Here is a 22466-nt window from a genome sequence, read left to right as displayed (position 1 = left end):
TTCGTTCAGAAATATTCTAAAAAACTCTATTATGAATCTGGCAAATTCCACCAAGCTGATCCCTTACGGGATGACAGACTTTCCAGCAATTATCCGTAATAACTATTATTATGTCGATAAGACGGAATATATCAGACAGATAGAACAGACTGCCCGTTTCTTCTTTTTCGTCCGCCCCCGCCGTTTCGGAAAGAGTCTTTTCCTCAATATGCTGGAATGCTATTATGATTGTAAGACAGAAAAACAGTTTGATGAACTGTTTGGCAACTTATACGTGGGAAAACATCCTACCCCAGACCGCAACAAGTATCTTGTGCTGAAGATGAGCTTCTCCTGTATCGTCTCCGACCCGGAAAAAATGGAAGCCTCATTCAACAGTAACTGCGACATGATATTTACGGACTTTTGTCTGAAATATGCAGATTTACTGCCACCGGACACCCTTGAAATGGTACAACAAAAGGAAGTGGCTTCCGAGAAGCTGACCGCAATATGCCTGTCATTGCGGAGACAAGGCCTGAAGATGTACCTCATCCTCGACGAATACGACAATTTTGCCAACAACGTACTGGTCAACTACGGTAATACCCGTTATTCCGCCCTCACCCATGGCGACGGTTTTCTGCGGAACTTTCTCAAAACCGTCAAAGACTATACTGACAGGGTTGTGGAACGTATGTACATCACCGGTGTCAGCCCTGTAACGATGGACGATCTTACAAGTGGCTTCAATATCGCCAGCAATCAAAGCACCAACCCGGTATTCAACAACATGATCGGGTTCACTGAAGCCGAAGTACGGGAATTGCTGGAATACTACCGGCAGCAAGGAAAAATCATTCATCCCGTCGATGAGTTGATCAGCATGATGAAACCGTGGTATGATAATTACTGTTTTTCAGGTCGTTCACTAAAGGAACTGCCAATGTATAATTCAGATATGGTTCTCTACTTTGTGAACAGTTATTTAAGCACGCAACTGCCACCCGAAAACATGCTCGACACCAACTGCCGCACTGACTATAACAAACTGCGCCACCTCATCCTTATAGACAAAAACTTCGGCAAAAATGCCAGTATCATTCAAGAAATCATCACACAGGGTGAAACGGTTGGCAGGATAAAAGAGTCCTTCCCCGCCGTGGAGATAGCGCAAACGGATAATTTCAAGAGTCTGCTCTTCTATTACGGAATGCTGACAATAGCGGGTACACGCGGACCGATGCTGCAACTAATAATCCCCAACCAAGTGGTGCGCGAACAACTATACGGCTATCTGGCAGACGCATACCGCACCGCCGGACACATGGACCTGGATGTTGACGAACTAAATCAACTGATGTACGGCATGGCTTATTCCCGTGAATGGGAAAGCTACTTTCAATATATCGCCACCCGGCTAAAGGAACAAAGTTCCATCCGCAAATTCATGGAAGGTGAAGCGCACGTCAAGGGCTTTCTCCTCAGCTATATGGGCATGAACAGTTACTACATAACAATGCCCGAATACGAAATGAACAAAGGCTTCTCCGACTTCTACCTGATACCCAACCTTCCGCAACTGCCCGATATGCCGTACAGCTATGCCATTGAAGTGAAGTATTGCCCCCGCGACACCAAAGATGCAGAAATGGAGAAGTTGCTGGAAGATGCAGGAATGCAGTTGGCGCAATATGTAGCCTGTCCGAAAGTACAGGCAAAAAAAGGCACTACGGAAATTATCGCAATCGCCCTGGTATTCCGCGGATGGGATTTGGTGAAATTCAAGCAAATTTCGTAACCGGACACCCGCAAATTAATAGAAATTAAAAACAGAAAGTATGGATATAGAAACCGCCCGCGAATACTGTCTCGCCAAGAAAGCCGTAACGGAATGTCTTCCGTTCGACGAGTATTCACTTGTGATGAAAGTGATGGATAAGATGTTTGTACTGATTGACTTGGAAGGCTCTAACAAAATCTGTATGAAGTGTGATCCTGAGTATGCAATAGAATTGCGTGAGTATTACTCAGCTATTGAGGGCGCCTACCACTTTAACAAGAAATACTGGAACCAGATCTTCCTTGACGGAGATGTGGACGATAAACTGATAAAGAACCTCATCGACCATGCTTATGAGGAAGTACTAAAGAAGTTCACCAAGAAAATGCGTACCGAATATGATGCCCTGCCCTGATATGAAGAAAGAACCGAATTTGATGATTACTCCCGCAGAGTTTCCTGTCCCACTGATCATATTGCCGGAAACAGACTCTACGAATAACTATTTAACTCAACTTTGCAACGAACAGCAATCCGCTGTCCGAGAGTTCACGACGGTCATAGCCGAGCGCCAGACTGCCGGCAAAGGGCAGCGTGGCAACAGTTGGGAGTCCGAAGATTGCCGGAACATCACATTCAGCTTCGTGCTTTACCCCACTTTCATTGAAGCCCGTCGCCAGTTCATCCTTTCTCAAATCGTCTCCCTTTCCATTAAAGAAGAGTTGGATGAATGGACAAAAGGCATTTCCATCAAATGGCCGAATGACATCTACTGGAACGAAAAGAAGATTTGCGGCATACTGATAGAAAACGACCTCTCCGGACATCACATCGGACGCAGCATTTCCGGCATTGGTGTCAACATAAACCAGGAAACCTTTCAGAGCAATGCTCCCAACCCGGTATCTCTAAAGCAGATCACAGGACAAGAACATGAACGTTATCTGATACTCGCCAACATCATGAGGCGACTCAAAGAATACTATATCTTTCTGCAAACAGACTCTTCGGACGATGCCGTCAACTGTATTACCGAACGATATGCCCGCTCTCTTTTCCGTCGGGAAGGTTTCCACCGCTATGCCGATGCAGACGGTGAATTCCTTGCACGCCTGTTATGCGTAGAACCGGACGGGCGATTTATTCTTGAAGATCAGGCAGGAAAGGTACGCGGATATCTGTTTAAGGAAGTACAATACATTCTTTGACAAACTCAAAAAACAGGTGCCGCATTTAAAAGTTGAATTCAGCCTCTACCCAGAGTTTATGCACACTTTTACCTACACGCTTACACCCATGCTCTGTATCTCCCTATTCATCGGCAATGAGCGATGGTGTAGGCAAATTTTAAAAAGGTGTAGGTAAAATTGCCTACACCAACGTAAAACAGAGTTATACCGCTAATAATAGGCTTATTACACTTCTTTTTGCAGATAAATCGACTGTTTCAACATCCTCATTTTTCGTTTTTTTCTTCATCACAAAGACGTCGAATGTGCCAAGTAGCAGTAGTTTGCGCCATCCCGGTGGGAGAATCCCCGCCTTACAGTGATGCTCAGAACAGTGTTTGTTTACGTTGACTGCCTATGTTTTTTTTCGGTTAGCTACCTATATTATTACATTATAAACCAACGATTTAATATTACCCACAATTATCAATCACGTGCTTCACAATCGTCGTCCTGCTGCTTCACAATAATGAAGTACGTGCTCCACTAATGTGGTCGAATGGAATAAAGCACTGTTTTGCAAAACAACCTACATACTTTTAGCAATAAACATACATTGCTTTGAGAAAGAACAATAAGGCTAAAACACAGTGTAACGTAGCATATTTCCCACCTGTTTGATATCATATTTTACTCATATCAAGACAATTATAATACGTAGCCAACTCGTTTGCCAGGCGGATAACGCTATAATTGCATTGTACCACATACTTTTACATATTCAAATGCTTTGATAAGATTTTATTTTTCCGTTACTTTGCAAATCAGAAGCATTAAATAAATGGAAAAGTATATATATGACTATCTCGTTGTGGGTTCCGGTTTATTCGGTTCTGTTTTTGCTCAAATTATGAATGAAAACGGAAAGAAATGTCTGATTATTGACAAGCGTAACCACACTGGAGGAAATATTTACACTAAAGAAGAAAATGATATAAAAATACATTGGTATGGAGCACATATATTCCATACGGACAATGAAGAAGTCTGGCGTTACATAAACAGATTCGCAAAATTCAACAATTACGTTAACTCCCCTCTGGCATACAGCGAAGGAAGGCTTTACAATCTTCCTTTTAATATGAATACATTCAATAAGTTATGGAACGTAAATACTCCGGAAGAAGCAAAACATAAGATTCAGGAACAATGCTCTAAGTATAAAGACATATCCCAGCCTGCCAATCTGGAAGAGCAAGCACTGAAACTTTGCGGAGACGACATATATTACACTTTTATTAAGGAATATACAGAAAAGCAATGGGGACGCCCCGCCAACCAACTGCCGGCTTCCATCATCAAAAGAATACCTTTCCGCCTTACTTATAACAATAACTACTTCAACGATCCCTATCAAGGCATCCCTAAAGATGGATACACAGCACTCACCAATAATCTGTTAAAGGATATCGATGTTCAAACCGATACGAACTATTTTGATAACATACCCTATTTTCAGAGTATAGCAGAAAAGATACTTTTCACAGGTTGCATCGACGAGTATTTTGAATATAAGTTTGGCAGACTGGATTACAGAAGCCTGAAATTTGAACATATCCATCTGGATACTGACAATTATCAAGGTAATGCCGTAATCAACTACAATGAAGCTAAATACCCGTTTACACGAATCATCGAACATAAACATTTTGAATTCGGGAAACAGCCTTCAACCATCATAACCAAGGAGTATCCTCAGGAATACACACCTTCCGACGAACCTTACTATCCCATCAATGATGAAAAGAATTTAAAATGCTTCAATAAGTATAAGGCATTGGCAGAAAAAGATTCCCGTGTCATTTTCGGAGGACGTTTGGGACAATATGCATATTTCGATATGGATGATACTATTGCATCCGCCATATTGCTCACTAAAAAGGAGTTATCAATCTAAAAGAACAAAATAATGACCCGATATTATCTATCCAAAAACTATAATGGTCTGAACAATGCAGGTAATAAGGCAAAAACAGATATAGAAGAAATTCTCTCTAAACTGGGATATAAAAATGCCGGACTACCGCAAACCACTTATTCCAACAAGATAGCAGGCTTTTTAATAACCCTTGCCGGAGTACTAAAAGTTTTGTTTACAGTTTCTGCCAATGACGTGGTAGTCGTCCAGTATCCTTTCAAGAAGTATTACTCTTTCGTATGTAATATCATACACTTGAAACGGGGAAAGGTTATCACGATTATCCATGACCTGGGAACTTTCAGAAGAAAGAAGTTGACAGCTGAACAGGAAATCAAACGCCTCAACCATTCGGATGTACTGATCGTACACAACGATAAGATGAAGAAATGGCTGGAAGAACAAAGATATACCAAACCTATGGTATGCCTGGAGATTTTCGATTATTTATCTCCTTCCGTAAACAACAATACACAGGAACCTAATCAGAAACCAATTAAGGTGATCTATGCAGGAGCGCTGACTTACAAGAAAAACAGATACCTGTACTCTTTGAATGATGTGATGTCAAAATGGCAATTTGAACTTTACGGCGGAGGATTCGAGGAAGACAAAATAGAAGATAAGACATTGTTCAAATTTAAAGGTTTTGTGCCTTCTGATCAGTTAATAGAACAAGTCAGCGCACACTTTGGCTTAATATGGGAAGGAGACTCTATCCATACCTGCTCGGGAGATTTCGGAATATACCTGAGGATAAACAATCCGCACAAGGTATCCTTATACATACGCTGCAATCTTCCCATAATTATATGGAAAGAAGCAGCATTGGCCTCATTTGTAGCTAAGAACAAAATAGGCGTGTGTATTGATTCACTGGAAGAGTTAGACTCCATATTATCATCCATCTCTACAGAATCCTATGACGAAATGGTCAGGAATGTAAAAGAGATCAACAAAAAGATTGCATCGGGCTATTATTGCAAAAGAGCAGTAGAAAATGCGGAAAGTTTTTTTATAGTTTTATAAACTTCTTTCGGCATTCGCCAAATCTGACAACATAAAGACCTTTCGGCAAATGTGCAACATCGATGATTGCGGTTTGTAAAGACTCACAATTGTAGGATTCCACCATATGGCCTGACAAATTTGTTATTGTCAGATATCCTGTCTTTTCAGAAAATAAAATATCTATATGCAACACATCTTTCACTGGATTTGGATAAATCCGCAGAGACGGTGTACCTACATCGTTGACACCGGTGCCTACCTGCGTTGTAAAATCGCCAATCGCAATTGTGAGCGCATGATTTCCCGCATCGTAAGACGTCAGCGAATAATAATACTGCGTTTCGGTAATCAAATCGGATATATCGCACGAAAGATTCTGTTGCGGAGAACGCATTGCTGCGCTTGGCTGTATCTTTCCTTTAGCATCCAATTGAAAAATGGCGATTGTATCCGTGCGGTTTTCATCGCTGTAAATTGCCAAAATGTAATTCATAGCGTCCATTACCGCTGTCCACGAAATTGAAGCTGAACACTCCCGAGTTTGAATGGCAATATTTTCATCATCATTTTCAATAGGTGTAAATATAGCGTAAACAGTCCGTGGTGAAGTTGACATAATATTCAATGGATTGAAATAGCCAAGCGAATTATTGTTTTCAACCCAGCCGGCAAAAGCATAACCGGTATTGGCAATGGCTGTGAGCGTAACGTTGTCGATATCTGTACCTGATGATGGAATTTCACCTCCGTAACGCGGAACAGCCAGTGCAGTAATAAGCGGAGCACCTTCCACTATATTATAAAATTCTTTCCAGCCGTCTGCAACAGAATAATATTGTCGGCTTTTTACTGGCACGCAAACTGTACAGGCAAATTTGTTGACACCTTGAAATGTACTGCTATTATACGCACTAGGCGGATATGCCCAATGCGAATAAATCTTTGTCAAGCCGCTGCAACCGTAAAGCGCATTTTCGCCAAGTCCTTGTACGGAACTAGCCAACGTCAATTCTTCTAAACTTGCATAACCCGACAATGCATTGTTGGCTATCTGAATATTGGAAACACAACGGGAAATACTAAGTTTTTTCAATGTCGTTTTACTTACACCTAGTGTATTCAAAGTAGTGGGCGTAGTGGGCGATGTACCGATAAAGGGCAAAGAGAGCTCCTGCAATGTGATAGCGCTTTTCAAACAGCCGCTATTTAATGATGTACAAGCGGAAGTTATAGTCAGTCTTTCCAAGCTTGGACTTATAAATGACTGCAAAACCGTTGGTGTTGTAACATCTTTGAAACCACCGCAAAGTAAAAAATCATCTTCCCCTACAATAACAGAATTAGAAATGGTTAGTTTTTTTATGGTTTGTTTATTAAAAAATGGAGATCGATCATTGCCTTTGGAATAATTATTATATGTAAGACTCCTGCCCAAATACAACGTATCTAAAGGACAGTCAATAAATATGTCATTAGGATATAAGGGAGCATTGCCACTGTTGTAATTGAAAGCGATCGGCGTGTCACCATCTTCAATTACAAGTTTTGTCAAATCGGTGCAACCGAGGAAAGCATCACTACTAATCCCAGTAACAGAATTAGGAATTGTTATCGAAGTTAAGCCACAACAGTCGGAAAAAACATATTGATTAATATAGGTAACTAAATTAGGAATTGTTACTGAGGCTAAGACGCTACAACCAGAAAAAGCATAATCGCCAATGAAAGTAACCGAATGAGGAATTATAACCGAAGTCAAGACATTGCAATCGTAAAAAGCATATCTACCAATGTCCGTAACTGATTCAGGAATTATTACTAAAGTCAAACCACTACGACTGGAAAAAGCATAATCCGGGATTCGAGTAACCATATTGGGAATCGTTACCGAACCCAATATAGCATTAGGTACCTGCACGATAGATATTTGCGCCTTGCCATATTCATCATGTATATCATATAATATGCCGTCAACAGAACCATAATGCTGATTTTCGGCATCAACGTTAATTAAACTCAAGCTACTGCAACCAGAAAAAGCAGAAACACCAATGGAAGCAACCGATTTAGGAATAAGTATCGAAGTCAAAACGCTGCAACCGGAAAAAGCATAAAAGGCAATAGAGGTGACCGAATTAGGAATAGTATAAGTTCCGGGGGTCTTCGCCGGGCATTGAATTAAATACGTTTTATTTTTATTGAATAAAACGCCGTTATCAGAACAATAATTGGGATTATTACTTGCAACAGTAAATGTAGTCAAACCACTGCAACCATGAAAAGTCCAACTGCCAATAGAAGCAACCGAATTAGGAATCGTTACTACAGCCAAATCGCTGTAATAGTAAAATGCATAATCTCCAATAGTTGTAACTCCTTCATCAATAACGACAGTATTCACAAAACTCCTATAAGCCTCCCAAGGAGGAGCTATGGTTATCCAGTAATCCTCCATCTTACCTCTTCCACTGATAGTCAGCGTACCCATGGAACAGTCAAGTTTCCACGTCACATCATTGCCTTCTCCTTCTGCACTACAGTTTCCACTTTGCGAAAAGAGGTTCATTACATTCAACCACGCCGCAACTGTAAAAAACAAAAATAGTTTCCCTATCATAAACTTCTGTTTCATTACTTGTAACTTTAAAATATCCAACCAATACGGAAAGAATGATATTTCGACTCACGGTCAACACTTATGGTTTGCTTGTTGATCTTGAACTCACTTGTCCCCAAATCCTGATGATTGTAGGCGTAGCCTACATACAAGTGTCTGGTAATGTTAATACCCGCACCTATTTCAAAAGAAACACCCTGCCCGCGAGCATCGGCATTACCCGACATGATGCCTCCATAACCGGCGCGACCCGTCACATAAACTTTCATTCCTAACAGTTTAGGAGAAAACAGATGTACACCAGTCATAAGTTGTGGCATGAGCATTTCTGACAATTCCCCCGTAGGAGCAACAACATTTAGAGCAAGTACGTCCCAAGCTACATAAGGGTGATAGTTGTGTTGCCACCTAACCCCAAAATTTACGGTAGCTACACCATTGCCGCCGATGCCGGCTTCCACAGCCCACAGGTTCTTTTTCTCGTCGTTTTGAGCACCTGCAGGTACGGTACAAATAATGGATGCAAGAAAGAATAATACTTTCATTTGTTTCTTAGAAAATATCTTCATAAGTATTTCTTTTGCGCCCCCTGTTCCCGCCGGAAGCTGTTATAAATATACAAGGAGGGCGTGGGAACTATCATTTATTACTACCATGGGGCTCTCGACTGCCCGTTCCAAAGTAATAAACAATAGCCCACGCCCATATATATAATACGCTCCTTAATGGAGAGTGCTATACAACAAAGACGTGAGCGTTCTTGTTTATTATCCCTCGGAACTGAAACTGTCGAGATTTCATGGTGGGATAATATCTTAAACGCTCTTCGTAAACAAAAAAAATCCAGTGTCATATACTGTCGCATCAGCAACTGGAACTGCTGCAAAAATAAGCAAAAATATTAAAATACGGTGAAATGAGTAAAAAAAATAAAGCAAGCAACTCAAAAATCTTATTTAATATCTTTATCCATAATATTCAAAAACAAATATGTACTTCCGATGTAGGCAACAAAAGGAGTACAAGGAGAAAGCACATGTTTTCCTTTCGCCTACATTTTCTAATAAAGAACTCATAATTCCATTAGTCTCCGAAAATCACTGATGCAAACTATATTTTCAAAATATGAATTTAATAACTTTCACTTTATCTCCTTCTCCAACGCTACTATCTTCTCTAACGTCTTTCCCGCCTCTGTAGAAGGGAAGAGTCGCAACACACGCTGCAAATAGTCCTTTGCTTTGGAGTAACCGTTAGAGTAGACATCAGAAAGTCCGTTACGATAGCGGGCGTATTGCATCCGTGTAGGAGAAGTTATTTTCTTATAATCATCCTCCAGTTTCTTCTTTTCGCGTTCTGCCTGTAGGTAGTAATAACTCCCCAGGAAAATATTGGCTTGCAGATTATTAGTATCCAGCATCAAAACCTTTTCATAAGTTTTGACGGCATCTTTTTCCTTACCTCTCATCATCTCCATTTCGGCACACGACACAAGTGCAGGAACATCTTCAGAATGATACTGCAAGAATTCTCTGTAAAAAAGATAAGCTTTGTCATAATTCCGCTTACGCTTGTAATAGGTTGCCAACTCATTGACCAGGCGGGGAGCCACGGCACTGTTTTTTTCTATTTGAGTCCAGTAATACATTTCAGTCTTATCTGCTCCGGCAGCTATCGCCTGGCGAAACAGACTCACAACATAATCATCCTGCCCTTCAGACAAGGCGACAGACACCTTCTGTAGGAGTTCTCCCGCCGTTTGCGCAGAGAGCGCAAAGGGGAAAGTAACCATTAATGAAAATAGCAAAGTTAAGGTTCTCATCTCTTATTAAATATTACGCAGTTTCTGTTACCGCAAAGATACTCATTTTTAAAACATTATGTATTATAAAAATTGTTATTGTCAGGTGTCTTTTTACCGTTTACGACAAAAAGAGTACCTTTGTCGGTAAATAGAACAAATCGGTATCTTAAAATGATTGCTCAAACTCCGAATATTTACAATAAAAGAATACTTCAGATAGCTGTACCCTCGATTATATCAAACATAACAGTTCCCCTTCTGGGACTGATTGATGTAACAATCGTAGGGCATCTGGGAGCCGCTGCCTATATCGGAGCCATTGCCGTGGGCGGAATGTTATTCAATATTATCTACTGGATCTTCGGATTTTTGAGAATGGGGACCAGTGGAATGACCTCACAGGCATACGGCAAACATGATCTGGATGAAGTAGCACGACTTTTATTACGGTCTGTCGGAGTAGGATTGCTTATCGCCATTATCTTAGTGGCCTTGCAATATCCCATCCGGAAACTAGCATTCGCTTTCATACAGACTACAGAGGAAGTAGAACAATTGGCCACCCTCTATTTCCGGATATGTATTTGGGGAGCTCCTGCTATGCTGGGACTCTATGGATTCGCAGGGTGGTTCATCGGTATGCAGAATTCACGTTTCCCGATGTATATTGCTATCACACAAAATATCGTGAATATTGCCGCAAGCCTTTGTTTCGTTTATCTGTTCCACATGAAAGTTGCCGGAGTGGCCTGGGGAACGCTTACAGCCCAATATGCCGGTTTCCTGATGGCATTGTCATTGTGGATACGGTATTATGGAGGACTTAAAAAACACATCGCTTGGCATGAAGTGCTGAAAAGGGAAGCCATGCTGCGCTTTTTTCAGGTAAACCGGGATATCTTTCTACGAACCCTCTGTCTGGTCGTTGTCACTCTATTCTTCACTTCTGCCGGAGCGGCACAAGGAGAAATTGTATTGGCCGTCAATACTTTGTTAATGCAATTATTCACTCTGTTTTCTTATATCATGGATGGTTTTGCTTATTCAGGAGAAGCGTTGGTGGGTAAATATGTTGGTGCCAATAATCGACTGGCATTATATCGTACAGTTCGCCAGCTCTTCATTTGGGGTGTCGGTCTTTCCACAGGCTTCACCTTGCTTTATTTCTTTGGAGGCAAGTCATTCCTAGGACTGCTGACTAATGAAACCTCCGTCATCCGGGAAGCCGGAAATTACTTTTATTGGGTATTGGCAATCCCACTTACAGGTTTTGCCGCTTTCCTGTGGGATGGCATTTTTATAGGAGCCACTGCCACCCGGCAAATGTTTTACTCCATGCTGGTAGCTTCCGGCAGCTTCTTCCTTGTTTATTACTCTTTACACACATGGATGGGAAATCATGCCCTCTGGCTCGCTTTCATCGTCTATTTATCCCTCCGTGGCATCATGCAGGCAGTTTTAAGTAGAAAAATTCTGTACCAAAGTTAATCTTTACAGACAGAAAGCGTATATTTGCAGAAACTAAATGTAATATCATATGGCAAAGTATAAAAGAATCCTGTTAAAGCTCAGCGGCGAAAGCCTGATGGGCGAAAAACAATATGGCATTGACGAGAAGCGCCTCGCCGAATATGCAGCACAGATCAAGGAAATCCATGAACTGGGCGTTCAGATAGGTATCGTCATCGGCGGTGGAAATATTTTCCGTGGATTGAGTGGTGCAAACAAAGGTTTCGACCGCGTAAAAGGCGACCAAATGGGCATGCTCGCAACTGTAATCAACAGTCTGGCACTAAGCTCTGCCCTAGTAGCCACCGGCGTAAAGGCACGTGTACTTACAGCCGTACGCATGGAACCTATCGGAGAATTTTATAATAAATGGAAAGCCATCGAAAGCATGGAAGCAGGCGAAGTCGTTATTATGTCTGCCGGAACGGGAAATCCGTTCTTCACTACAGACACGGGCTCTTCTCTACGCGGTATCGAGATTGAAGCCGATGTCATGCTAAAAGGTACACGTGTGGATGGTATCTATACCGCAGACCCGGAAAAAGACCCGACTGCTACAAAATTCGACGATATCACTTATGACGAAGTTCTGAAACGTGGACTGAAAGTAATGGATCTTACTGCAACCTGCATGTGTAAGGAAAATAATCTCCCCATTGTTGTCTTTGACATGGATACAATAGGAAACTTGAAAAAGGTAATGCTGGGAGAAGAAATAGGTACATTAGTGCATAACTGATAAAAAACAATCAAATAGTAAGAAACTCCGGTATGCAGATGTTTACCGGAGCTTTTATTATTTGCTTGATTCCTGTTAGCTAATATTTTGCAAATAGACAAAATTATACTACTTTTGTTCAATCAAAAATTCTAAAAGCACAATTCAAAACTAAGAAATATGAGAGAAGTAAAAGAGATCTTAGATGAAGCGCAAGAAAAAATGGATATGGCCGTCATGTATCTGGAAGAAGCATTGGCCCACATCCGCGCCGGAAAAGCAGATGTTCGTTTGCTGGACGGTATCCGTGTGGATTCTTACGGAAGCATGGTTCCCATCAATAACGTAGCTGCCGTAAATACTCCGGATGCCCGCAGTATTGTCATCAAGCCGTGGGACAAAAGCATGTTCAAGGTGATTGAGAAAGCTATCATTGACTCCAGCCTTGGCATCATGCCGGAAAATAACGGTGAAATTATCCGTATCGGTATCCCGCCGCTGACTGAAGAACGTCGTAAACAACTTGCCAAACAATGTAAAGGTGAAGGCGAAACTGCCAAAGTGAGCGTACGCAATGCCCGCCGTGATGCAATCGATGGCCTAAAGAAGTCTGTTAAAGACGGCTTGGCAGAAGATGCACAAAAAGGAGGTGAGGAGAAATTGCAGAAGATTCACGATAAATACATCAAGCAAATTGATGATATGCTGGCTGCAAAGGACAAAGAAATCATGACCGTATAAAAACCAATTGACAATTGACAATTGAGAATTGACAATTACTGGGAAAGAACTGTAACCAAGGTATGTCGTCAAGGAATAATTGTCAATTGTCAATTATCAATTGTCAATTAATTTGAGGGGACTGGTAATAAAAAATACAGGTAGTTGGTATTTGGTAAAAACCGATGAAGGTAAATGTGTAGAGTGCAAAATCAAGGGTAACTTCCGGTTAAAAGGCATTCGCAGTACCAACCCGGTAGCTGTGGGAGACTATGTGCAAATCATTCTGAATCCGGAAGGAACCGCTCTCATCAGTGAAATAGAAGACCGGAGAAATTACATTATCCGTCGTGCTTCCAATCTCTCCAAGCAATCGCATATTCTCGCCGCAAACCTTGACCAAAGCATGCTTATCGTAACGGTCAACTATCCGGAAACATCCACTACCTTTATCGACCGTTTTCTGGCTTCTGCCGAAGCATACCGTGTTCCGGTAAAGATCATCTTCAATAAAATAGACGCATACAATGAAGAGGAACTTCATTATATGAACAGCCTCATCAATCTCTATACCACTATCGGTTATCCCTGCTTCAAAGTCTCCGGCAAAACCGGTGAAGACATTGAACTCATTCAGGAAGAACTTAAAGGGCGGGTAACACTTTTCTCCGGTCACTCCGGTGTAGGAAAATCAACGCTCATCAACGCAATATTGCCTGAACAGGACGTAAAAACGGGTGAGATTTCCGCCTACCACAACAAAGGAATGCATACCACTACGTTCTCTGAGATGTTTCCCGTTCCGGGAGATGGATATATCATTGACACACCGGGTATCAAAGGTTTCGGAACATTCGATATGGAAGAGGAGGAAATAGGACACTATTTCCCGGAGATATTTAAGTTCTCTGCCAATTGCCGTTACGGTAACTGTACGCATCGCCACGAACCGGGATGTGCCGTACGAAAAGCCGTGGAGGAGCACTACATCAGCGAATCACGTTATGCCTCCTACCTTAACATGCTAGAAGACAAAGAGGAAGGTAAATACAGAGCAGCATATTAAAAGAAGAGTGATAGAGTGGTAGAGTGATAAGGTGATAAAGCATTTACCCATCACCTTATCACTTTAGCATTTTATCACCTTATCACCCTTTTTCATATCACTTTATCACCTTTTTTAACGCTTCTTGCATTAAACCTTTCTATTCCTAATATGTCCAAATTAGTGCTACATAATCTAACTTAATATCTGATATAATACTAATACTGATACATGAATAAAAAAGTTAAATGGGGCATTATCATTTTCATTGGTGCCGGACTGATAGGTTGGGGTATTTATTCCCAGCTTCCTAAAGAGAATAAAGAATTGGCAGCTGCCGACAAAGTTATGAGCAGTAACCGCAATAGCAAAAAAGCATTAAATGTAAACGCAAAGATCATAAAGCCACAGCTGCTCAAAGATGAAATCAAAATCAGCGGTAGCCTGTTACCTGATGAAGAAGTGGATCTTTCTTTTGAAACCTCAGGTAAAATCATAGAAATCAATTTTGAGGAAGGCAGCCAGGTTAAAAAAGGACAACTGCTGGCTAAAGTGAACGACCGGCCTTTACAGGCACAGTTACAGCGTCTTGTTGCCCAATTGAAATTGGCAGAAGACCGCGTATTTCGCCAGAATGCATTGTTGGAGCGGGATGCAGTCAGTAAGGAAGCCTACGAGCAGGTAAAAACTGAACTGGCAACCCTGAATGCAGATATAGACCTGATAGAAGCTAACATTGCACAAACCGAGCTTCGTGCCCCGTTCGACGGTGTAATCGGTCTGCGTCAAGTCAGTGTCGGAACCTATGCTTCCCCCACTACTATCGTTGCCAAACTCACAAAAATATCTCCGCTGAAAGTAGAATTCTCCGTTCCCGAACGTTATGCCAATGACGTTAAAATCGGTGCAGGAGTAAACTTCGGACTTGAGGGTAAACTTGAAACGTTCCATGCCAAAGTGTACGCACGTGAGTCGAGAATGGATCAAAACACCCATACATTGACATTGCGTGCCCTCTACCCCAATACCAACGGTAATGTAATGCCGGGACGCTATGCGGATATCCGTTTAAGTAAAAATGAAATCCATGATGCCCTTGCCGTTCCATCCGAAGCTATCGTTCCGGAAATGGGTAAGGACAAGATTTTCCTTTATAAATCGGGAAAAGCCCAACCTGTAGAAATACAAACTGGCATACGTACAGAAGCTGAAACCCAAGTATTGCAGGGTTTGCAGACCGGAGATACAATTATAATTTCCGGTACATTACAGCTCCGCACAGGATTACCCGTAACATTGGATAATATCTATTAAACCAGACGCCTTATGAACATATCCGAACTCAGCATACGGCGCCCGGTACTCTCCACAGTACTTACCCTTATCATCCTGCTTTTTGGACTTATCGGGTACAGCTATCTCGGCGTCCGCGAATATCCGTCAGTGGACAATCCCATCATTTCGGTATCCTGCTCCTACCCGGGTGCAAATGCCGATGTCATCGAAAACCAGATTACCGAGCCATTGGAGCAAAATATCAATGGTATTCCGGGAATCCGTTCTTTGTCCAGCGTCAGCCAGCAAGGTTCATCCCGTATTACGGTAGAATTTGAACTCTCCGTAGATCTGGAAACGGCTGCAAACGACGTGCGTGATAAAGTTTCACGCGCCCAACGTTATTTGCCTCGCGACTGTGACCCTCCTACCGTATCAAAAGCAGATGCGGACGCCATGCCTATACTGATGGTAGCATTGCAAAGCGACAAACGTTCCTTGCTGGAATTGAGCGAGATCGCAGACCTCACCGTCAAAGAGCAATTGCAGACTATTGCAGACGTAAGTGGTGTCAGTATCTGGGGAGAAAAGCGTTATTCCATGCGCCTTTGGCTCGATCCTATCAAAATGTCGGGTTACGGCATTACCCCCATAGACGTAAAGAATGCGGTAGATAAAGAAAATGTGGAACTCCCGTCCGGAAGTATCGAAGGTAATACGGTGGAACTTACCATCCGTACACTGGGATTAATGCACACGGCAGAAGAATTCAATAACCTTATCCTGCGGGAAGACAACAACCGCATTGTCCGTTTCAGTGATATCGGACGGGCGGAACTGGGTCCTGCGGACATCAAGAGCTACATGAAAATGAATGGCGTACCAATGGTAGGTATTGTTGTGGTACCTCAACCGGGCGCCAACCACATCAAGATTGCCGATGCCGTTTACGAACGCATGGAACAGATGAAGAAAGACCTTCCGGATGATGTGCGATACTCTTATGGTTTTGACAATACCAAGTTTATCCGCGCCTCTATCAATGAGGTAAAGGAAACGGTATACGTGGCATTCATTCTCGTCATCATCATCATCTTCCTCTTCCTGCGCGACTGGCGTGTAACGCTGGTGCCCTGTATCGTAATTCCCGTTTCACTTATCGGAGCATTCTTTGTGATGTATCTGGCAGGATTCTCTATCAATGTGCTTTCCATGCTGGCGGTAGTGCTGGCAGTAGGCTTGGTAGTAGATGATGCCATTGTAATGACGGAAAACATCTATGTCCGCATTGAACGCGGAATGCCGCCAAAAGAGGCCGGCATCGAGGGCGCCAAGGAAATTTTCTTTGCTGTAATCTCTACCACCATCACGCTGGTAGCCGTATTCTTCCCTATCGTCTTTATGGACGGTATGACGGGACGGCTTTTCCGCGAATTCAGCATCGTGGTATCCGGTTCGGTGATCATTTCCTCCTTTGCCGCATTGACCTTTACTCCGATGCTTGCCACCAAGTTGTTAGTGAAACAAGAAAAGAAAAACTGGTTCTATATAAAAACCGAACCATTCTTTGAAGGAATGAACCGCATCTACAGCCGGTCATTGGAAATTTTTCTCCGTAAACGCTGGCTGGCCATGCCACTTGTATTAGGAACATTAATCATTATCGTATATCTGTGGAATGCCATCCCTGCCGAAATGGCACCATTGGAAGATCGCTCGCAAATCAGTATCAACGTGCGTGGTGCAGAGGGTGTGACTTACGAATATATACGGGATTATACGGAAGACATCAACCAGTTGGTAGATTCCATTCTGCCGGATGCAGAATCGGTAACGGCACGCGTGTCAAGTGGTAGCGGTAACGTGCGTATCACATTGAAAGACATGAAAGAGCGTGACTACACACAGATGGAAGTAGCCGAAAAGATTTCGCAGGCTGTACAGAAAAAGACCAAGGCGCGTTCGTTCGTACAGCAATCGTCCTCTTTCGGTGGACGACGCGGTGGTATGCCGGTTCAATATGTATTGCAGGCTACCAACATTGAGAAATTACAAGAGGTGTTACCAATATTTATGGCGAAGGTTTATGAAAATCCGGTTTTCCAGATGGCCGACGTGAACCTGAAATTCAGCAAGCCGGAAGCCCGCATCAATATCAATCGCGACAAGGCAAGTATCATGAGAGTAAGCACACGTAATATCGCGCAAACGCTTCAATACGGATTGAGCGGTCAGCGTATGGGTTATTTCTATATGAACGGAAAGCAATACGAGATATTGGGTGAAATCAACCGCCAGCAACGCAACAAGCCTTCCGACCTGAAAGGCATCTATATTCGTAGTGATAAAGGTGAAATGGTGCAGTTGGACAACCTGATTGAACTGACCGGCGGTATCGCCCCTCCGCAATTGTACCGTTACAACCGTTTCGTTTCCGCCACTATTTCTGCCGGACTTGCTGATGGGAAAACCATCGGACAAGGATTGGACGAGATGGATAAGATTGCCAAAGAAACATTGGATGAGACATTCCGTACCGCACTGACGGGAGACTCCAAAGAGTACAGGGAAAGTTCTTCCAGTCTGATGTTTGCCTTTGTATTGGCAATTCTGCTGATCTACCTGATTCTGGCAGCGCAGTTCGAGAGTTTCAAAGATCCGTTGATTATCATGCTTACCGTGCCTTTGGCTATTGCCGGAGCCTTGGTATTCATGTACTTCAACGATATTACGATGAATATATTCAGTCAGATTGGCATCATCATGCTGATTGGTCTGGTGGCAAAGAACGGTATCCTTATTGTAGAGTTTGCCAACCAGAAACAGGAAGCCGGAGAAGATAAAATGGAAGCCATCAAGGATGCATCCCTGCAACGTCTACGCCCCATCCTAATGACGAGTGCTTCTACCATTCTCGGACTAATACCGTTGGCATTCGCTTCGGGTGAAGGTTGTAACCAGCGCATTGCCATGGGTACAGCCGTAGTGGGCGGTATGTTGGTATCCACATTCCTCACTATGTATATCGTACCTGCCATATATAGTTATGTATCCACTAACAGAAGTAAGTTAAAGAAATCATGAAACGTACGATTTTATCCCTCATAGCCATTTGTAGCGCCTCGCTTGCATCGCAGGCGCAGATGCCGCAATCTTATACATTAAAGTCCTGCTTGGAATACGGGCTTCAAAATAACTACTCGCTGCGCATTACCCGCAACGAGGAGCAAGTCAGCAAGAACAACGCCACGCTGGGAAACGCCGGTTATCTGCCGACACTTGACCTCTCTGCAAGTTATAAAGGAACCGTAGACAATACAGACAGTAAAGTGCGGGCTACCGGAGAACATGTTAAAGAGAATGGTGTATTCGATCAGACCATGAACGTGGGGCTTAATCTGAACTGGACTATCTTCGACGGCTTCAACATCACCGCCAACTACCAACGTCTGAAAGAGTTGGAAAGACAAGGTGAAACCAATACCCGTATTGCCGTGGAAGACCTGATAGCCAACATCGCTGCCGAATATTACAACTATCTGCAACATAAGATCCGTCTGAATAATTTCCGCTATGCCGTATCTTTGTCCAAAGAGCGTTTGCGTATCGTGGAAGAGCGTTATCACATCGGTAACTTCTCCCGTCTGGATTACCAACAGGCAAAGGTAGACTTCAATGCAGACAGTGCCCAGTATATGAAACAGCAAGAGTTGCTGCATACCTCCCGTATCCAACTGAACGAACTGATGGCAAACGAAGATGTAGACCAGCCCATCATCGTTCAGGACAGTCTGATCAACGTAGACGGTGGACTAAACTTTGAAGAGCTTTGGAACATGACTCTGCAAACCAACGCTTCTCTGTTGAAAGCCTACCAAAACAACACGCTTGCCCAGCTGGATTACAAAAAGGTTTGTTCCCGCGACTATCCTTATCTGAAGATGAACGGCGGTTATGGCTATACCTTCAACAAATACGATATCGCCACTAACATCCAACGCGGTAATCTTGGTGCCAACTTCGGCCTGACTATCGGCTTCAACCTGTTCGATGGAAACCGTCGCCGGGAACGCAACAATGCACGTATTGCCATTCAGAATGCCCGCCTGGAACGCGAACAACTGGAACAAGCCTTACGTGCAGACCTGAGCAACTTATGGCAAGCTTACCAGAACAATCTGCAAATGCTGAACCTGGAACGCCAGAACCTTGTAGCTGCTAAAGAAAACCATGAGATTGCCATGGAGCGTTACATGCTGGGAAACCTTTCGGGTATCGAAATGCGTGAAGCACAGAAGAGTCTTTTAGATGCAGAAGAAAGAATTCTTTCAGCGGAGTACAACACTAAATTATGCGAGATTTCTTTGTTGCAAATCAGTGGAAAAGTAACAAAATACCTGGAATAAAACAAATATTCCCCATCAGGCGAGTTTTTTTCCTCTACTTTTGCCATCATAGAACTATAAAAAACAACGACCATGAAAAAAATTTGCCTGTGTTGTCTGGTTTTGTTATGCCTGACAAATGTATTTGCACAAGAGAGCATAAACTACAAAGAGAAGAAGCCCTATAAAACCTGGGTGAAAATGGCTCCTAAATTGGACGATGAATTCTTTAAAACAACTGAGGCCATCCGCATTGGCGACAATGTATTGCTTTATCAACAAACCACCGGCGGTTGGCCCAAAAACATCTATATGCCTGCCGAACTGACAGAGCAAGAACGTGAAGACGTACTCGCCTCCAAGGATGATGTAAACGAAAGTACGATAGACAACGATGCAACCAGTACAGAAATCGAATATCTCTCCCGCCTGTATCTGGCTACTCATATTGAGAAATACAGAGACAGTGCGCTGGACGGCATCCGTTATATCCTCAAAGCACAATATCCCAGTGGAGGCTGGCCTCAGTTCTGGCCTCGTCCCAAAGGTTACTACACACATATCACCTACAATGACAATGCGATGGTAAATGTAATGGAGCTTCTGCGCGAGGTATACGAAAAGAAAAAACCTTATGAATATGTCCCCGACAGCATCTGCAACCGTGCTCGCGCGGCATTCAACAAAGGTGTGGAGTGTATCCTCAAAACGCAAGTTGTCTTAAATGGTAAACCAACCGTCTGGTGTGCACAACACGACGAACACACTCTTGCTCCCGCCAAAGCACGCGCTTACGAACTTCCCTCACTGAGTGGAGCCGAATCGGACAACATCGTCATCCTGCTAATGTCTCTGCCTAATCCTTCAAAAGAGGTTATCGCATGTATAGAGAACGCAATCGAATGGTTCAAAGCATCAAAGATTGAAGGGATGAAAAAAGAATTCTTCACGAATGATGAAGGCAAGAAAGACTACCGCATGATACCATGTACAGATTGTCCTCCTTTGTGGGCACGCTTCTATACACTGGAAGATAACCGTCCTTTCTTCAGTGACCGCGATGGAGTGAAGAAGTTTAATATCTCAGAGATAGGACACGAACGCCGTAATGGATATAGTTGGTATAATAGCGACGGACTGAAAGTGCTGAAGAAGTACGAACAGTGGAAGAAAAAGAATAAGATACAATAATTCACCCTCCGGGGACTATCCCATCACCCATTTCGCTTTCTTTCCAAAGCAACGGTATGTCATTGCCACCAGGAACCAGGAAATGGCAAATGCAACCACTGCGGCGACAGGTATCTGCAAACACAACGGAACACCTGCCGCCCGCATCAGTACCACTGACGGACCGGTGAAGAAGTAGTGTATCATATAAACCCCAAAGCCGCAAAGTGTCAGATTGGACAATGCTTTTATCATCCGCTCCGAACGAATGTTCACTCTCTTTGCCCACATAAATACAGGAATGGTCATCATCACCACATTCAATGAACAGTAGGTGAAGAATAATTCCAGCATTTCATCCGTAAAGTCCGGTAATGCTGTCATGTGGCGGAAACCGAAGAAAGTAACCGCATAGCCCACCACAAACATAGGAACGCCTATCAGTACGGATTGTCGTCCAGTCCAGTCATGCTTGCGTAGATAATGCCCCAGAAGCAGGTATCCATTAAAACCGGCAAAATAATAAAGCATGCCGAATGAGTTCCACGAACAAGTTCCCCACAAGTATTGCGCTACAAACTCATTATAATAAGGTATAAGCAATGTCACTCCCCATACTGCCAAGAACCAGAGTTTGGCTTTCTCCGAAGCTTTCTCCACCCAGGCGGAGAATATCGGCAAGTACAGATAGAGTCCTATCAGCAAATAAATGTACCACATGTGTACATCGAGGATAGAAAAATTAAAAGGAAGTTCTGCAATATATCCCATACTGACAGCTAAAGACTGGCGCATCACTTCTTCGCCCGAGTACGGGAAGAAGTCAAGAATTACCCACGGTTCCACTCCCAGCAATCCTGTAATCCAAGGGAAAAGATTATAAATCACCGACCAGATAAGAAACGGAAAAAACACACGTGGAATACGTTTCTTATAGAATACGGATGTATCCCCACGCACAGGAAGCAACAAAGCTCCCGTTATCATCGCAAAAAGAGGTACGCACGGACGCAGCACCGCCCCATAGACAGCCCCCCAGAACTTGATATCTTCAATATTCGGAACCGTTCCCGGATAAAAGTTGAAAGGGTCTGTGCAATGGCAACAAACCACGGTAAACATAGCTATCAATCGCACGACATCCAGCCAAACAACACGGGAGTCCGCCTTCGGAGAAATGTGGGGAGTAGTTTCCATAACTGCCAATAAGATTAATCTGATTTTGAAGGCGTAAAGATAAAAATTAGTATCGGCATACAAAGATATTTTATTATTTTTCTGTATATAGATTCCACAATAGAAT

The 22466-nt window shown here is 42.9% G+C and carries 17 protein-coding genes; 13 read left to right on the top strand and 4 right to left on the bottom strand.

The window, feature by feature from the left end:
• Positions 1-31: 31 nt before the first annotated feature.
• The 5 genes from VYM24_RS10060 (at position 32) to VYM24_RS10040 (ending at position 5938) form a co-directional block, all read left to right on the top strand.
• Entirely contained in the window at positions 32-1780 is a 1749-nt protein-coding gene (locus VYM24_RS10060; RefSeq protein WP_330942063.1) for an AAA family ATPase, read from the top strand.
• Between the two features lie 40 nt (positions 1781-1820).
• On the top strand, positions 1821-2177 hold the full coding sequence (locus VYM24_RS10055) for an MmcQ/YjbR family DNA-binding protein (RefSeq protein ID WP_330942062.1): 357 nt from the start codon (positions 1821-1823) through the stop codon (positions 2175-2177).
• On the top strand, positions 2161-2970 hold the full coding sequence (locus VYM24_RS10050; RefSeq protein WP_291552118.1) for a biotin--[acetyl-CoA-carboxylase] ligase: 810 nt from the start codon (positions 2161-2163) through the stop codon (positions 2968-2970). The genes VYM24_RS10055 and VYM24_RS10050 overlap by 17 nt, the downstream gene beginning before the upstream one ends.
• 802 nt (positions 2971-3772) lie before the next feature.
• A complete protein-coding gene (glf, locus tag VYM24_RS10045) occupies positions 3773-4888 on the top strand; it encodes a UDP-galactopyranose mutase (RefSeq protein ID WP_291552121.1) in 1116 nt (371 codons plus the stop codon).
• Positions 4889-4900: 12 nt separating this feature from the next.
• On the top strand, positions 4901-5938 hold the full coding sequence (locus VYM24_RS10040) for a glycosyltransferase (RefSeq protein ID WP_330942061.1): 1038 nt from the start codon (positions 4901-4903) through the stop codon (positions 5936-5938).
• Here the strand turns inward: VYM24_RS10040 and VYM24_RS10035 are convergent.
• The 3 genes from VYM24_RS10035 to VYM24_RS10025 form a co-directional block, all read right to left on the bottom strand.
• Positions 5925-8552 (bottom strand): leucine-rich repeat protein, encoded by a 2628-nt coding sequence (locus tag VYM24_RS10035; RefSeq protein WP_330942060.1) that lies wholly within the window; start codon positions 8550-8552, stop codon positions 5925-5927. The genes VYM24_RS10040 and VYM24_RS10035 overlap by 14 nt on opposite strands.
• Before the next feature lie 11 nt (positions 8553-8563).
• Positions 8564-9106 carry a hypothetical protein gene (locus VYM24_RS10030; protein ID WP_330942059.1) on the bottom strand — a complete coding sequence of 181 codons (543 nt, stop codon included), beginning with the start codon at positions 9104-9106 and terminating at the stop codon, positions 8564-8566.
• Positions 9107-9678: 572 nt separating this feature from the next.
• Positions 9679-10359, bottom strand: a complete 681-nt coding sequence (locus tag VYM24_RS10025) for a tetratricopeptide repeat protein (RefSeq protein ID WP_330942058.1) — start codon at positions 10357-10359, stop codon at positions 9679-9681.
• A gap of 153 nt (positions 10360-10512) precedes the next feature.
• On the opposite strand from VYM24_RS10025, the gene VYM24_RS10020 reads away from it, so the two are divergent.
• The 8 genes from VYM24_RS10020 (at position 10513) to pelA (ending at position 21184) form a co-directional block, all read left to right on the top strand.
• Positions 10513-11829 (top strand): MATE family efflux transporter, encoded by a 1317-nt coding sequence (locus VYM24_RS10020; RefSeq protein WP_330942057.1) that lies wholly within the window; start codon positions 10513-10515, stop codon positions 11827-11829.
• Between the two features lie 49 nt (positions 11830-11878).
• Positions 11879-12589: a UMP kinase gene (pyrH, locus tag VYM24_RS10015; protein ID WP_007212247.1), complete on the top strand. Its 711-nt coding sequence runs from the start codon at positions 11879-11881 to the stop codon at positions 12587-12589.
• Between the two features lie 159 nt (positions 12590-12748).
• Entirely contained in the window at positions 12749-13309 is a 561-nt protein-coding gene (gene frr / locus VYM24_RS10010) for a ribosome recycling factor (RefSeq protein WP_007213330.1), read from the top strand.
• 112 nt (positions 13310-13421) lie between these two features.
• Complete coding sequence (gene rsgA, locus VYM24_RS10005) at positions 13422-14354, top strand: ribosome small subunit-dependent GTPase A (protein WP_330942056.1); 933 nt, start codon at positions 13422-13424, stop codon at positions 14352-14354.
• A gap of 210 nt (positions 14355-14564) precedes the next feature.
• Entirely contained in the window at positions 14565-15647 is a 1083-nt protein-coding gene (locus tag VYM24_RS10000) for an efflux RND transporter periplasmic adaptor subunit (RefSeq protein ID WP_291552133.1), read from the top strand.
• 12 nt (positions 15648-15659) lie between these two features.
• Positions 15660-18692: an efflux RND transporter permease subunit gene (locus tag VYM24_RS09995; protein ID WP_330942055.1), complete on the top strand. Its 3033-nt coding sequence runs from the start codon at positions 15660-15662 to the stop codon at positions 18690-18692.
• Positions 18689-20014: a TolC family protein gene (locus VYM24_RS09990; protein WP_291552139.1), complete on the top strand. Its 1326-nt coding sequence runs from the start codon at positions 18689-18691 to the stop codon at positions 20012-20014. The genes VYM24_RS09995 and VYM24_RS09990 overlap by 4 nt, the downstream gene beginning before the upstream one ends.
• Before the next feature lie 72 nt (positions 20015-20086).
• Positions 20087-21184: a pectate lyase gene (gene pelA / locus VYM24_RS09985; RefSeq protein ID WP_299093380.1), complete on the top strand. Its 1098-nt coding sequence runs from the start codon at positions 20087-20089 to the stop codon at positions 21182-21184.
• Between the two features lie 15 nt (positions 21185-21199).
• On the opposite strand, the gene VYM24_RS09980 is transcribed toward pelA, so the two are convergent.
• Complete coding sequence (locus VYM24_RS09980) at positions 21200-22360, bottom strand: acyltransferase (RefSeq protein ID WP_299093378.1); 1161 nt, start codon at positions 22358-22360, stop codon at positions 21200-21202.
• Positions 22361-22466: the final 106 nt, after the last annotated feature.

This window comes from Bacteroides sp. MSB163, assembly GCF_036416795.1.
In the GTDB taxonomy this organism is placed as follows: domain Bacteria; phylum Bacteroidota; class Bacteroidia; order Bacteroidales; family Bacteroidaceae; genus Bacteroides; species Bacteroides maternus.
This window is presented reverse-complemented; position numbering and strand designations above follow the sequence as displayed.

Excerpts from the sequence above, each read along its gene's own strand:
- VYM24_RS10055 (WP_330942062.1), top strand. The coding sequence starts at position 1,821 with ATGGATATAGAAACCGCCCGCGAATACTGTCTCGCCAAGAAAGCCGTA.
- VYM24_RS09980 (WP_299093378.1), bottom strand. The coding sequence starts at position 22,360 with ATGGAAACTACTCCCCACATTTCTCCGAAGGCGGACTCCCGTGTTGTT.
- VYM24_RS10035 (WP_330942060.1), bottom strand. The coding sequence starts at position 8,552 with ATGAAACAGAAGTTTATGATAGGGAAACTATTTTTGTTTTTTACAGTT.
- glf (WP_291552121.1), top strand. The coding sequence starts at position 3,773 with ATGGAAAAGTATATATATGACTATCTCGTTGTGGGTTCCGGTTTATTC.
- VYM24_RS10050 (WP_291552118.1), top strand. The coding sequence starts at position 2,161 with ATGATGCCCTGCCCTGATATGAAGAAAGAACCGAATTTGATGATTACT.
- VYM24_RS10025 (WP_330942058.1), bottom strand. The coding sequence starts at position 10,359 with ATGAGAACCTTAACTTTGCTATTTTCATTAATGGTTACTTTCCCCTTT.
- VYM24_RS09990 (WP_291552139.1), top strand. The coding sequence starts at position 18,689 with ATGAAACGTACGATTTTATCCCTCATAGCCATTTGTAGCGCCTCGCTT.
- VYM24_RS10020 (WP_330942057.1), top strand. The coding sequence starts at position 10,513 with ATGATTGCTCAAACTCCGAATATTTACAATAAAAGAATACTTCAGATA.
- VYM24_RS10030 (WP_330942059.1), bottom strand. The coding sequence starts at position 9,106 with ATGAAGATATTTTCTAAGAAACAAATGAAAGTATTATTCTTTCTTGCA.
- VYM24_RS09995 (WP_330942055.1), top strand. The coding sequence starts at position 15,660 with ATGAACATATCCGAACTCAGCATACGGCGCCCGGTACTCTCCACAGTA.
- pelA (WP_299093380.1), top strand. The coding sequence starts at position 20,087 with ATGAAAAAAATTTGCCTGTGTTGTCTGGTTTTGTTATGCCTGACAAAT.
- VYM24_RS10000 (WP_291552133.1), top strand. The coding sequence starts at position 14,565 with ATGAATAAAAAAGTTAAATGGGGCATTATCATTTTCATTGGTGCCGGA.
- VYM24_RS10060 (WP_330942063.1), top strand. The coding sequence starts at position 32 with ATGAATCTGGCAAATTCCACCAAGCTGATCCCTTACGGGATGACAGAC.
- VYM24_RS10040 (WP_330942061.1), top strand. The coding sequence starts at position 4,901 with ATGACCCGATATTATCTATCCAAAAACTATAATGGTCTGAACAATGCA.
- pyrH (WP_007212247.1), top strand. The coding sequence starts at position 11,879 with ATGGCAAAGTATAAAAGAATCCTGTTAAAGCTCAGCGGCGAAAGCCTG.
- frr (WP_007213330.1), top strand. The coding sequence starts at position 12,749 with ATGAGAGAAGTAAAAGAGATCTTAGATGAAGCGCAAGAAAAAATGGAT.